This is a genomic window from Vibrio sp. CUB2, assembly GCF_001557945.1.
GTDB classification, from domain to species: Bacteria; Pseudomonadota; Gammaproteobacteria; order Enterobacterales; family Vibrionaceae; genus Vibrio; species Vibrio owensii.
The window spans coordinates 1-13,118 of record NZ_LNRB01000009.1 but is presented as its reverse complement, the minus strand read 5'-3'; the positions used below and the strand labels follow the sequence as shown (position 1 = coordinate 13,118).

Below are 13,118 nucleotides of genomic sequence, written 5' to 3'. Positions count from 1 at the left end.
ATACCCTATCCGCTTAACCGCCTGCTAAGGGAAAGCGGCGCATCGAGTTAACGATGAACGTAATCTAAATTGCAAACCCGATGCCAATTTTATATTGCATTAAATTTCAATAACTTAACAAAATCCGTTTTCGCTTTATCATTGGCAATGCACTGATTAGGTGCGAATTTGAATCACAGAAGTGCAAGATTAACGGGCTAGTGCCATGACCAGTCTCGGCTCTCCATCACCGAAATAATCTTCTTCTTTTTCCAGAACTTTAAAGCCTAACGAAGTGTACAACTTGTAAGCCGGCGCATTGTTTGGATCGACAGTTAACTTAATAACAGAACCGGAACTTGCTTTTGCGATCACATTCTCCACAAGCGAACGTGCAATCCCCTTTCCTCGATGCTGACTATCTACCGCAAGTGACAAGATCCAATGGGTGTTTTGTTCATCACTTTGTGCCATCAAAACATAGCCGGTGACTTGCTCGCTTTGTTTGGAAACCACCAATCCCTGTTGCCAGCAATCAAATGCTTGTCTGAAGAAGAATCTTGGATATGCATGATGCCCAAACAACTTGTGTTCGAGCTCGTATAGTGCAACTAAATCTTGTTTTTCTGCTGAGGTGATCTTCATTGTGGTCTCTTCTGTTTACGGCATGACGAACGAAATATAGTGGCGAAATGAGACGGAACCTAACGATTTCATGAACTTCTTTTGATTTTATTGATAGTCGTACCTCTAAATTGAAGTATTCTGCGCGACTTTCCATGAGAGCTCTTTCATATAAACGGAACGTCGTACCAGTTTTTATTTGATTGTTAGCGCTTTTTTGTTGAATAATCGCCGCTCTTATATACAAAAATAATAAAAACAATACGGACGAACACCGTCCAACATGAGCAACAACGCTCATTTTGCTAGGCGAATCATCATGGAAATGAAGAACTCGCGTTTACGTCAGCGCTTCGATTTAGTTGTCAGAATTAGAGTGGATAATGTCGGTGTCTGGATTCGAGCAAATCAACCCTTTGCTCGATTATAAAAATAAAAAGTGGTGGCAGTTTTTAGGCATTCAAATCCTAATCTTTTGCGCAATACAAGTTAGCTATAGCCTCTCCAATTTCTATGTGATTGCGCAAGATCGCGTTCACGTACTCTCTTTTACGGCTGCTTTCGTTGTTACCGTAACGCTACGATACAGTTGGCGAGTCCTCCCGACTATCGTGGCAGGACTGCTGTTTTACTATGGATTCTTTTCCAAGCGTCCATGGGAAATGGCGGTGCTGTTTTCTGTGCTGCTCCCCGCACTGCCTTTGTTGTTTTGCCAGTTGTATCGTGCAGCCTTAAAACGCGTTGCTGCGTATAACTTCACGGTTAAACTTGGCTACTACGCTGCGTTTATCGGAATTCTCTATCCAATTGCAAACACCGCATTGCTCATGTTGATCAGTGTAATGCTAGGTGGATCCTCTGACTTTTCTTTCGAGTTTGTCGCTTACTCAGTGTTAAGCGCAATCCTGACTCAAATGGTACTTACCCCACTGCTAAGTCTTGGTCTTAGCTATGTACTTGATGGAGAAAACGCGCCTTACATAAAACTCGATCGTGCCATGATGGCAGCCTACTCCAACCCTTTGCATTATCGGCTATGGCTGATGGTGTGTGCGCTGTTTTTAGTGGCCGGAATCTCGGCACAAAATCCGTTAACTCTGAATACACTTAGTTTAATGCTGCTGTGTTTGGTCGGCATGGGACTCGGAAAATTTGGCTTACTTCGTCCAATGCTGATTGGCGCTGCAACACTGCTCGTTTGTGTCGAGAACATCATCAGCCGCTACAACCTAGGTTTCATATCACGTGAACAAGTTTATGCGATGTTGCTGGTTTTGTTTGTACTGACCATGCTCACTTTTATGCTTGGTGCTCATACAATAAAGAACTATGTCACGACACGTAATGCGATTCGAAAAGAACGCATCGATAGCTTTACGGGGTTATACAATCTCGCGCAATTAAAAGAAGATGTCGCAACGCAAACTCACGCGACATTGATCTACATTGACCTTGAACCAACCCTTTCCAAACTCAACGGTCTCGGGCACCAAGGCCGCGCGCAACTGATGAAACAGTTAAGCCAGTATTTGGCTGCCAATACCGAGCATTTAAAACGCGCTTATCTGCCACCTTTTGCCAGTGGGTTACTCTGTTTCGCCCCAAAACTGCCCAAGATGGAAAGCGAATTATCCAAATTGATTGGGCTTTTAGATCGATTCTATTTTTACTTCGACGACAGCGCGGTAAGCCTTGTAAAACGTACAATCCAGTGTGCTTCCATCTACGGAAACCACAATCTTGATCCTTTGATCTCCAAACTGTGCGAGCAACAAGGTCGCGACACCGCATGCGTAAACTGGGTAACACACAATCAAGAAGAAAATAAGACACTTAACCAATTGAGCTTCATCCAACAGTGCTTTCGCGAAAACGAATTTGAGCTCTATTGTCAGCCTTATCGAGCGCTATCGGATAACGCTCAAAATGCCCACTTTGAGATTTTGCTGCGCCTTAAACCCAAACAAGGTGAACTTATGTCTCCGGCTGAGTTTTTCCCTTTAATCAACGAGTTCGGGTTAGAAAGAGAGCTAGATAAATGGGTAATCGAACACACTTTCAAAGCGCTAAAAAACCATATTGGAGATTGGGACTCGATCGGGCGATGCGCCATCAATCTGACCGCCAAAGCGCTGAATTCACAGGGTTTAGCGGAGGACATTCAAACCGAAGCGAATCTACACCAGATCCCGATGAACAAACTGTGTTTTGAAATCACGGAATCGGATGCACTTCGTAATGAACCAATTGCAATTCAAAACTTAAACAGACTTCGAGAAGCAGGTTCCACCATCGCACTAGATGATTTTGGCACCGGTTATGCGAGCTTCGATTATTTGCGTCGCCTTCCCCTCGACGTGCTGAAGGTGGACGGCTCATTCGTGAAAAACATTGTCGACAGTGAAAATGACCGAATCATCGTCCAAGCCATCAGCCAAGTCGCCTGCAGCATGCAGTTGGTTACGGTTGCCGAGTTTGTCGAATCAGAAGATCATATCGATACACTAAAAGCGCTAAATATCCAGTTTGCTCAAGGGTTTGGGGTCGCAAGACCACTGCCGCTTTCGGACCACCTTACAATGTTATCGAACAAAGCTTAACCACAACATCTAAAACCATAAAAACAGAAAATTTCGCGATATAGTTTCAAATTACTCATGCCAAACTGGAACTATATATCGCTTTTTTCAAATTTTCATGGTTCGATAGTTTACTGCCCTGCCTTTTCACTAGCACGATTCACCACTTGGCCAATGTGATAACAATCACTAAAACATATAACATCCGCGCGATTATTATTTTTATAAAGGCGAGTTTTAAGTGAAAGAATCTCGAGATACGTTAAATTTTAGTGAATTAAACACAACAAATACTTGGACAAAACACGATACTCATTGGGTATTAAGCTTGTTTGGTACTGCCGTAGGTGCTGGCATTCTGTTCTTACCAATAAACCTTGGTATTGGTGGTTTCTGGCCGCTGGTTGTCATGGCGATTCTTGCATACCCAATGACTTACCTAGCGCACCGTGGCCTCGCTCGTTTCGTACTGTCATCAAAGATCAAAAACGCAGACTTTACCGATGTTGTAGAAGAACACTTTGGCGCGAAAGCGGGCCGTTCCATTTCGCTGCTGTATTTTCTTTCTATCTTCCCGATTCTTCTTATCTATGGCGTCGGTATTACCAACACCGTTGACAGCTTCATGGTCAACCAAGCAGGTATGGAGCCATTACCGCGTGCCCTACTGTCTGGCGTATTGGTGTTTAGCTTAATTGCCATCATGATGGCGGGTGAAAAGGTGATGCTACGTGCGTTTGCCATCATGGTTTACCCATTGGTGGCGATTCTGGCGTTTCTTTCATTTTATCTAATGCCAAACTGGAACATGCCATTGATGGATGCACCAGAAATGTCGTCTTTTGCAAGCACAATGTGGTTAGCGATTCCCGTGGTGATCTTCTCGTTCAGTCACGCAGCAGCAATCTCTAGCTTTGCAAATGTACAGCGTCGCCATTATGGAGAAGGTGCGGACGTAAAATCAGAGCTTATCTTGCGCCGTACTAGCGTCATGCTGATCGCGTTTGTTCTTCTGTTTGTGTTTTCTTGTGTATTAGCGCTTTCTCCAGAACAACTGGCAGAGGCTAAATCACAGAACGTCTCTGTGCTTTCTTACTTAGCTAACGCTACGGACAATCCATTTATCGCAACACTTGGTCCACTGGTGGCATTTGTCGCGATCACCTCTTCTTTCCTTGGCCATTTCTTAGGTGCACGCGAAAGCCTAAATGGTTTGATCACTAAGCATTCAGATATGCCGAAACGCCGTGTTGATCACATCAGTGTTGTGGTGCTTTTCGTGTCTATTTGGATTGCGGCAATCATGAACCCAAGCATTTTGGGTATGATGGAGGCACTATCTGGCCCGGTTATCGCGATGATCTTGTTCATTATGCCGATGTTGTCGGTATACAAAGTGAAAGCACTGCACAAATATCGTGGAAAAGTATCGACATACTTTGTACTGATGACGGGTATTGTTGCGGTAAGTGCGTTGGTTTTTAGCTTGTTGAGTTAAGAAAAGAGACTTAGGTGGGATTTTCAGGGGAATACCTTATTTTTTATTAAGGTAATTCCCTGAATTTTGCTATGGTTTTCTGAACAGTAATGAAAAATTACTGTCTCATTACATGAGAGTGAAAACGCCTGCGATCATTAGTACTGACGCGATGCAAGTACGGCCGATAATACCGAAGCGGGAAGGTTGAATCATTTCGTTGTGCATAGGCAATCTCCTTTTTTGTTAGAACAGCCAATTTTTCATGGCTTAATAACACTATGTCTAAAAACACCTTTTTTCACAAGACATACCAATATTAAATATTTATGACAGTCTGATGAAATTTTAGAGATCGAACGATTTTTTAAGACTCATTTCCCTTCTTCAACCATTGCGCACTAGAGTATTTCAAGCTTTTTGTCATTGCAGCAAACACAAGCAAACCAACATTAACCACCCTATCAAGGCGTTCGTATTTAAGTAGGTCTTTTTAAAAACGCCCATATTTCATATGCCTAATTACATTCATCTAATAACTAACTTTTTCAAACAGATAAAATAGATAAATCTGTGGGTATTCACTGATAAGAAGTGATAAACTTTTAGGGTGTTTCAATTTATAGAGTTAGCTTTTATCAACAGCCTAAAGCTTTTCCCGTTTAAAACGTTACGATACCTATTTCCGATTGTGTTTGGCGCTTTGTGCTCGACAAATAGCATTGCGGCAGATAACGCGAATAAAGAAAGCTATCTCAGACACCATCTCACCATAAAAGACTATCCGATGCTTGAGTTCTACTTTGACTCCATCGGCAAGCCTCGTTCTATCAAATCAAGTGATTTAACGCTTCCCGCAGATGCTTCACCAAATTCAGAAGCCTTGTACTATTTTGCGCGTATTTATCTAGAACGTTATGAAGGGGTTCCCCTACCCGAGATTCCGGATCTCGTGTCGTTCGGCAAAAAGCATGAGTTACCTTGGGTCATCGCTGAAGCCAAGTTAAACCAAGCCGTCGAATTGGTGGAAGCAGACGACGTTTGGCAAGGCGAATTGCTGCTGCATGACGTCATCAACATTTCACGCCAAATCGGTTACAACTCGCTACAAGGTCGAGCGTACCGCTGGCTTGGTAATGCGGAATTACAACGAGCGCAAGTACAAACTGGTTTAAAACACTATCGTACGGCTTACGATTTGCTTGAAAACTCTGAGTTTGAAATCCAGACTGCGATGACTCTTAATAACATCGCATCGCTCTATATGGAACTGTCTGATTGGGATCGCGCTAAAGCCTATCTTGACCAAGCCATCAGTGGTTATCTCAATAGCAACGAGAAATACGACAACAGCCTGTTCCTTGCAATTATGTATGCGAACTTGAGTGTCATTAACTACGGAATGGGTAAATACGAGGAATCGGAACATTACTTCGAGCGTGCGGCAAAGCTCTCTATGGATACGGGCTCAGTAAGAATAAAGCACAACTCCGTTTCTAATTTATCGCAGCTACTTAGCACGCTCGGTAAAATGGAAGAGTCTTATAAGTTAGCTCAAGCTTGTTCGGACCTCCCTAACCCACAAAAACTGAAAGGCATGAAAGCCGCTTGTCATGAGGCATTTGCCGAAGCTTATCTTAAAGACGGTAAATACGAACAAGCCATTGAAAGTGCGAAACTCGCGCTAGAGGGCTTAAGTGAAACAGCAAGTGCAGAAACCAAACAACAAATGGATCTGTACTTAGTCTTGGTTCGTGCTCATCAGGAATTGAAGAACTTTGAAAAAGCGTTCGACAACTTGGGTCGTTTACGTAACTTAGAGAAGAGCTTCGACAATCATGTTCATGGCGACGAGATGATTAATATCAAGCTCGATTTAGAAGCCAAACTGGCTCAAAAAGAACTGACATTACTTGAAGCGAAAAATGCCCTGCAAGCATCGGAACTTGAGTCGCAGCGCTATCGCGAAATCTTTTACTTTCTCATTGTGGCCGCGATTGGCTTCTGGCTATTCCGCTACATTCGTCAGATGAACAAGATCAACGAAGAGCTCACTCAGCAAAACACCACCGACCCGTTGACTAAGATACATAACCGACGTTATCTGCCAAATTGGTTAGATAACATGGCGAAACGCAGCCCGGGGCGCGAATTTGCTTTGGCCGTGATTGATATTGACCACTTTAAAACGTTCAACGACCAATACGGGCATGACTTGGGTGACAAGATGCTGACTCATGTCGCGCGTATCCTTGATGAAGCAACTCGATCTGGAGACTTATTGGTACGCTGGGGTGGTGAAGAGTTCGTCTTATTATTTGAAATCCGCCACGCCGACGACTGCGCAAAAACCTTAGACCGTTTGAGACTTGCAGTTGAAAACAACAACCTAGAGGTTGACTCAGACTCTCTAGGCGCGACAATCTCTCTCGGCGCGGTTAACGAGTTAAGCGCGCAATCCATCAAACAAGAGTGGGATCAATGGTTTTTCGCTGCTGACCAAGCTCTGTATGATGCCAAACAAGCTGGGCGAAACCAGTTTAAAATTCACTCGACGTCATAGAAAGCACAATGAAGAAAACATGGATTATTGCTGCCCTATCGCCATTCATTTTGGCCGCATGCAGCAATCAACAAGCCGCACAATTGGGAATGAGAAGCAGCAGTGTGAATGTATACGCTCAACAAATGAGCAACATACAGCTATGTGAAACCCTGTATTACAATCGAGCGTCCAACCAAACTCGTGTTGCCATTGGCGCTGAGTTTAATCGCAGAGGCTTAAACAAACGTTGGTGCGATCAAGAATACAAGAAGTTCTATGTAGAAAAAGTGGTTGACGGGCTGCTGTCTCGTAAAGAACAAGCCCCTACAGAACCTGAGCCAACCATACAACCTGCCATATAAATCACCCCATTCCATAAAAAGCAGGAAATTACTCTAATATTCCTGCTTTTTAAACACGCAATCTTTTCTCCAAATATCTAGAATCTTTCGTGACTTCAAGCATTTAACGTCAAGATAATGTCGTGCGTCGAAAAACAAAAGTAAATAAGATGTAAACAGTTTTCGTCTCCATTCTTACCCGCTAGCTTTGTTTAGACCTGTTTAAAGGAGTATCGAACAGGGACAAAAATTCCAAACAAAGACATGAGGTCACAAATGGAAACACGCATTAATCGCCTATTCGCTGCGATGTTAGCAGTAGGCATTTCACCTGCCGTCTCGGCTTACGATCCGCTCTACTCAGAGCAATGGCACCTAGATAACACAGGCCAAACTGCATTTGCAGCCAACCCTGCTGTTGCGGGTAACGACTTAAACACCAAACTGACACAAGCAATGGGTATTGCGGGTGTAGGCGTAAAAGTTGCGGTCATTGACTCTGGTGTACAGATCGACCACCCAGACCTTGCGGGTAATGTAGTCACAGGTAGCAGAAACTTCGTTGAAGATTCACCATTCCCAGCCGATTACCCAGTAGACGCAAATGGCCACGGTACTGCTGTTGCTGGCCTAATCAGTGCGGTTGGTAACAACGGTGAAGGCGTTCGCGGCGTTGCTTCTCGCTCGTCTCTAATGGGCTTTAACTGGCTCGCTAACCAAACTCTTGAAGGTTGGTTGATTTCACACGGTGCAGACGCGTCCACTAGCGATGTCCGTGTATTCAACCAAAGCTATGGCTTTAGCCCTATCACACCGATTCCTTTCGATGAGAACGATCCACAGTTCAAACTCGAAATGGATGTGATGAAAGACGTCAGCGAAAGCAATGCTTGGGGCCGAGGTGCGGTCTTCGTGAAGTCTGCAGGTAATGGATACCGCTACTTCAATACCGGTCGTTTCTTTGTGCTTCCGAGCGATTTCTTCGCTGGTGGCGGTAACCAAGGGCTACCAATGCACAACTCGGCACAATCTTACGATAACTCAAGTTATTACAACCTAGTCACTAGTGCACTTCGTGCCGACGGTACTCGTGCGAGTTACTCTTCCGTCGGTGCTAACGTTTGGGTTGCTGCACCAGCCGGTGAATATGGTCAAGATTTCCCTGCAATGGTTACAACCGACTTGATGGGCTGTGAAGCAGGTCAAAACACCAGTGCTGATCTTGGTATTAACGGCCTACACGGTGGTACAGAGCAAGATCCGAGCTGTAACTACACCAGTACGATGAATGGTACCTCTTCTGCTGCGCCAAACACTTCAGGTGCGATTGCGGCAATTATGTCGACAAACCATGCGCTAACTGCTCGTGATGTGCGTGCGTTACTGGCAGAAACAGCAAGCGTGACTGACAAAGATCACCCTGGCGTTCAGCTTGAGTTCGTGAACAACCAAGGTGAACTAGTGAGCTACGAGGCGATTTCACCATGGCAGAAAAACGCAGCGGGGGTCGACTTCCACACCTTCTATGGCTTTGGTGCGGTTAACCTTGATGAAGCAATGAAACGAGCTCGCATGACAAACAATGTTCTGCCTGCACAGATCATTACTCCATGGGCAAGCAATGCGACTGAAGTCAGTGTTCCAGATGCAAGCTTGGTGGGCGGCTCTTCAGCTATCGCAGTGACCGATGACATTACGGTTGAATCGGTACAGGTGAAACTCACGCTTGAGCACTCACGTCTACCTGATTTAGCAATCGAACTGATTTCTCCATCAGGTACGCGTTCTGTTCTACAAACGCCGCGTAACGGCCTTGTTGGTCAATCACTCGATCCAAACGTGACAGGCTATGAGAATCAACTTCTGCTTTCTAACCAGTTCTACGGCGAGGACGCAAAAGGGGAATGGACGCTACGCGCTATCGATACAAACGGTGATGAAGTGTTCTCATTCATTGCATATTTCAACTCTTCAGCTATCTATGATGTACCGATGGCAAACAACGCAAAACCTGGTGTTATTAAAAACTGGTCTATGCGTATCTTCGGTCACTAAGGAGTCATTCACATGAAATTTATGACATTTTCTATTCTGGCTCTTTCGACTATGGCAACCGCTGTCCATGCAGAGCAACAACTAGCAGAACAACCAGCGCCAGAGTTGTTTGTGGCATCAGATGCCGTCGAGATTAACGGCCAAGATTACCGCAAACTCTCTGTCGATAACCTCTCAGAAGCAGCAGAACTGCATGCAGGCGATGAAGTGTTTAAGAACGCGTTTAGCAACGTATCGAAAGCCACTGGCCTGATTTTCGTTACCGTGAAAAATCCAGCGGATGCGAAAGCCGTGGCTAAAGAGCTCAAACTTGACGTTGTATTTGCACAAGGTGAGTCTGCAGTACTCAAAGCGTCTGAAGGCCAAGACCTGCTTGGTATCAGCGATTACTTGAATGCTGACAGTCGCGTAAAAGCGTCTAAAATTGAACTTAACAGCGGTAAATTCCGTGCACAATAATTCTCTAGCAAAGAGAAGTTGGCTCTGAGCACTATGACGTAACACTTGGGTTAGCGTTATAGAGCGATAAAAATAATGCCTCAGCAATTGCTGAGGCATTTTTTTGATTCATTTTCACTTTGAAGTGTCACATCAGACGTAAGTATCAACGTGGTTCATTTTATTAATGATCTTCTGACCATCAATGCGACGCACAACCGCCCCATCCTCATTCTTGATTACCATAGTTGGTTTTCCAGTTTGGGTACTCAATTCTGCACTCACATCAATTCGATTCGCTTTAAACGCCAGATTCATATAACGACTGGCGTTTTTCAAATCGAGCTGACTACTGGTTACATAAGGGTTTGCTTTATTCTCTATACGCATCACATCAAAGATTCCGCACTGCATGTTGCACAAAAACTAAGCTATGCTAATTCGCTCTATTTGTCATGCAAAATTATCCATAGAACGGTGATCTAGGCGACAAGTTCACGTGACAATCTATCCTGTTAATCTTGGATGAATGAAATCAACTTCTTGGCAATGTCAGTGTTATTTTGTGAACCGACAAACTGCTCAGAACCTTTGCCATAGGCGAATACTTGAACGTCAACCGCAGTGTGCCCCTTTGTTGTCCAGCCGGTGTAGCTCTTCTCGTTGATGATGCCTTTCACTTCTTTGTAGAGCGTTTTCGCCGGCTCCTCACTCAATTTCGCATAAGCCAGTTTTCTACCTTGCTCTTTAGACAAAGGCCAATCAACAGATTCATTCCATGTCGCGATCATGTCATTTGACTGCGCAAGAGACATCGCCAAAGGCCATGCGGTTTTATGAACACCTTTGATCACTTCAGTATCCCACTGATACTGTCCATTCGCGCCAAGAGTTAAACCGCCAGTAGAGTGATCTGCCGTGACCACCAGTAAAGTATCGGGATGACCATCCACATAGGCTTTCGCTAACTCTACGGACTTGGCAAAGTCGCTCATCTCTGCCATTGCACATGCAATATCATTCGCATGGCCACACCAGTCGATCTGGCTTCCCTCAATCATGACAAAGAAGCCATTATCCTGACGCTGCAGTAGAGACAAGGCTTTATTGGTCATCTGTTCTAATCGTGTTGAATTTTCATCAAGTGCAAAAGGAAAGGCCTTGTCTGCAAACAAACCTAATGCAGGTAAGGTTTGTAGTGCAGGCAATTGTTTGAAATCCGTGATGTACTGATAGCCTTGCTGTTTGAACTCATCAACAAGGTTACGATCATCACGTTCGAAATAGCGCACACCGCCACCCAGCAGTAAGTCGACTGGCAGTTGGTCATCCACTTTGTTGTCGATGTAGTCATTGGCGATGGCATCGTAGTTTCGGCGGGATTCATTGTGCGCGGCAAAACTTGCTGGTGTCGCATGGTTAATTTGCGAGGTTGCCACTAAGCCTGTCGTCATCCCTTCTTCTTTGGCCATCTCTAACATGGTTTTGATTGGCTGCTTATTGGTATCCACCGCAATCGCACCATTGTAACTTTTCACACCTGTACTAAGAGCCGTTGCGCTCGCCGCACTGTCCGTAACATAAGTGACGTCATCAGGGTATGTTTTCGCCATACCAACCAAAATGGAATCGAAGATAGTCGGTTCAATCTCTTCGGTTTTTGGATCATCGTGGTAATAACGATAAGCGGTGGTAAACGCGGGGCCCATGCCATCACCAATCATAAATATGATGTTCTTTGGCGCATCATCTGCAAAAGTAGGCGTGGCAAAAAGGCAGGCAGTAATTAGGGGGTATTTAAGCTTCATATCTCATCCATGACATAATACGATGGTGCCACAAGGGCACGCATCAACTTGTGTATCGTTCTAATTTATAAACGAATACTATCATGCAGTTGAGATGAAACATGGCGTTGCTTCATAGTTTTACAACGCACATCATTTCTTGAAGACAATCACTTCCGTCAACAAATCTGCTTTTTCGGTTTCATTTGGATTGTTCAGGTAACGCTCGATACCCAATGGCTTGGTTTTGACTTTGATGCCGTTTTGTCGAGTAAGATTCATGACAAACGACCAAGCATTCCCTAAGAACCAGTACTCCCCTTTGTGTTCAACCACATAAGTTTCACACTCAGGGATCGTCCCAGCCACAAAATCGCCAGTAGCTGCGACGCCTGCTTTCACTGGCAAGCAAGTGATGAATTCGAAGTAACCTTGCTTCATGTCCATAGAAAGGTAGTAACAGAATAACTCCCCTGTCACTGGTAAGCTTTCTCGCTCTGCCATCTCGTACAATCGCGCCACATGATCTTGCATGACGGGCCCCAATTCTGGAATGGTTCCGGCCCCCATTAAGCCAATGTAGTTAATTTCATTTTGTTTGCGGGAACCGACGTCGGTAAGTTGAGACAGCACTTGGCCCGTTTCCATCTGACTTTTCAGCATGCGAAGTCCACGGTCATAATCCATACCAATCATTGACTTAAACATGTTTTTCAAGAAGAACAAAAACCAAGGGACTCGCGATTGCATCATCCATTCAACCGTGCACCCATTCTGTGACGGCGTCACTAAAAAAGTCACTTTTGCGTGGCTTTTGAATGGTCGGAAGAAGTGAAGTTCCATATCTAGGCGGTGTTCTTGTGTGCTCTCAAGTACCATCGCCCCTGTCCCGATACGATGACCATTCCACTGATACCCAGAACCAACGACACCTTGTTCATCACTGTAGGTGAGTTCGCATTCTGGCTCCATAATGATCCACGGCGACCACTCTGGCCAATGAGTAAAGTCTTTCAAGTACTCGATGATGTCACTTTGTGTCTTTTCAATTTCGATACTTCGATTGACCTGATACGAGAGCATAACCACTCCTTGCAATTCACTTTGACTCTTTTGAGTCTAATCGATATCGAATTTTTTTCTTGTTTCACTGGCAGTTAGATACAAAAATGTATGGTCCGCCCCGTTATTGCAACTACAATTAAGTCATAACGGAGTTGGTTTGCGCTAATGTATTCGGAGTCCTTGTTGGGAGCACTAGCTTCCCAGCTCCACGATGATATCTGCGCCAGA

10 protein-coding genes are annotated in these 13,118 nt (G+C 44.6%); 6 read left to right on the top strand and 4 right to left on the bottom strand.

All coding sequences use genetic code 11. The features are described 5' to 3' along the window. Positions 1-189: 189 nt before the first annotated feature. Positions 190-624: an N-acetyltransferase gene (locus tag ATB78_RS15475; protein ID WP_061009137.1), complete on the bottom strand. Its 435-nt coding sequence runs from the start codon at positions 622-624 to the stop codon at positions 190-192. 362 nt (positions 625-986) lie between these two features. Here ATB78_RS15475 and ATB78_RS15470 point away from each other — a divergent pair, with 362 nt between their 5' ends. The 6 genes from ATB78_RS15470 to ATB78_RS15445 all read left to right on the top strand — a co-directional run bounded on the left by ATB78_RS15470 (position 987) and on the right by ATB78_RS15445 (position 10,059). After that, positions 987-3,203: an EAL domain-containing protein gene (locus ATB78_RS15470; RefSeq protein ID WP_061009136.1), complete on the top strand. Its 2,217-nt coding sequence runs from the start codon at positions 987-989 to the stop codon at positions 3,201-3,203. A 220-nt stretch (positions 3,204-3,423) separates the two neighbouring features. Further along, entirely contained in the window at positions 3,424-4,680 is a 1,257-nt protein-coding gene (locus ATB78_RS15465; RefSeq protein ID WP_061009135.1) for an aromatic amino acid transport family protein, read from the top strand. Between the two features lie 766 nt (positions 4,681-5,446). Continuing rightward, on the top strand, positions 5,447-7,222 hold the full coding sequence (locus ATB78_RS15460; RefSeq protein ID WP_240537404.1) for a diguanylate cyclase: 1,776 nt from the start codon (positions 5,447-5,449) through the stop codon (positions 7,220-7,222). Positions 7,223-7,230: 8 nt separating this feature from the next. Beyond that, positions 7,231-7,566: a hypothetical protein gene (locus ATB78_RS15455; RefSeq protein ID WP_005439286.1), complete on the top strand. Its 336-nt coding sequence runs from the start codon at positions 7,231-7,233 to the stop codon at positions 7,564-7,566. 255 nt (positions 7,567-7,821) lie between these two features. Next, the gene (locus ATB78_RS15450) at positions 7,822-9,600 is read left to right on the top strand and encodes a S8 family peptidase (RefSeq protein WP_061009133.1); all 1,779 of its coding nucleotides are present in this window, start codon (positions 7,822-7,824) and stop codon (positions 9,598-9,600) included. Between the two features lie 12 nt (positions 9,601-9,612). After that, entirely contained in the window at positions 9,613-10,059 is a 447-nt protein-coding gene (locus ATB78_RS15445) for a hypothetical protein (protein ID WP_061009132.1), read from the top strand. A 132-nt stretch (positions 10,060-10,191) separates the two neighbouring features. Here ATB78_RS15445 and ATB78_RS15440 read toward each other — a convergent pair whose 3' ends face one another. The 3 genes from ATB78_RS15440 to ATB78_RS15430 all read right to left on the bottom strand — a co-directional run bounded on the left by ATB78_RS15440 (position 10,192) and on the right by ATB78_RS15430 (position 12,908). Continuing rightward, positions 10,192-10,452, bottom strand: a complete 261-nt coding sequence (locus ATB78_RS15440) for a hypothetical protein (RefSeq protein WP_005439292.1) — start codon at positions 10,450-10,452, stop codon at positions 10,192-10,194. A 101-nt stretch (positions 10,453-10,553) separates the two neighbouring features. Further along, positions 10,554-11,846 carry an alkaline phosphatase gene (locus tag ATB78_RS15435; RefSeq protein ID WP_061009131.1) on the bottom strand — a complete coding sequence of 431 codons (1,293 nt, stop codon included), beginning with the start codon at positions 11,844-11,846 and terminating at the stop codon, positions 10,554-10,556. A gap of 132 nt (positions 11,847-11,978) precedes the next feature. Continuing rightward, complete coding sequence (locus ATB78_RS15430; RefSeq protein WP_061009130.1) at positions 11,979-12,908, bottom strand: SRPBCC family protein; 930 nt, start codon at positions 12,906-12,908, stop codon at positions 11,979-11,981. Between the last annotated feature and the right edge of the window lie 210 nt (positions 12,909-13,118).

Bases quoted from the DNA above. Each gene is read 5' to 3' on its own strand.
- ATB78_RS15475 (WP_061009137.1), bottom strand. From the start codon at position 624: ATGAAGATCACCTCAGCAGAAAAACAAGATTTAGTTGCACTATACGAG.
- ATB78_RS15470 (WP_061009136.1), top strand. From the start codon at position 987: ATGTCGGTGTCTGGATTCGAGCAAATCAACCCTTTGCTCGATTATAAA.
- ATB78_RS15430 (WP_061009130.1), bottom strand. From the start codon at position 12,908: ATGCTCTCGTATCAGGTCAATCGAAGTATCGAAATTGAAAAGACACAA.
- ATB78_RS15445 (WP_061009132.1), top strand. From the start codon at position 9,613: ATGAAATTTATGACATTTTCTATTCTGGCTCTTTCGACTATGGCAACC.
- ATB78_RS15455 (WP_005439286.1), top strand. From the start codon at position 7,231: ATGAAGAAAACATGGATTATTGCTGCCCTATCGCCATTCATTTTGGCC.
- ATB78_RS15435 (WP_061009131.1), bottom strand. From the start codon at position 11,846: ATGAAGCTTAAATACCCCCTAATTACTGCCTGCCTTTTTGCCACGCCT.
- ATB78_RS15450 (WP_061009133.1), top strand. From the start codon at position 7,822: ATGGAAACACGCATTAATCGCCTATTCGCTGCGATGTTAGCAGTAGGC.
- ATB78_RS15440 (WP_005439292.1), bottom strand. From the start codon at position 10,452: ATGCAGTGCGGAATCTTTGATGTGATGCGTATAGAGAATAAAGCAAAC.
- ATB78_RS15460 (WP_240537404.1), top strand. From the start codon at position 5,447: ATGCTTGAGTTCTACTTTGACTCCATCGGCAAGCCTCGTTCTATCAAA.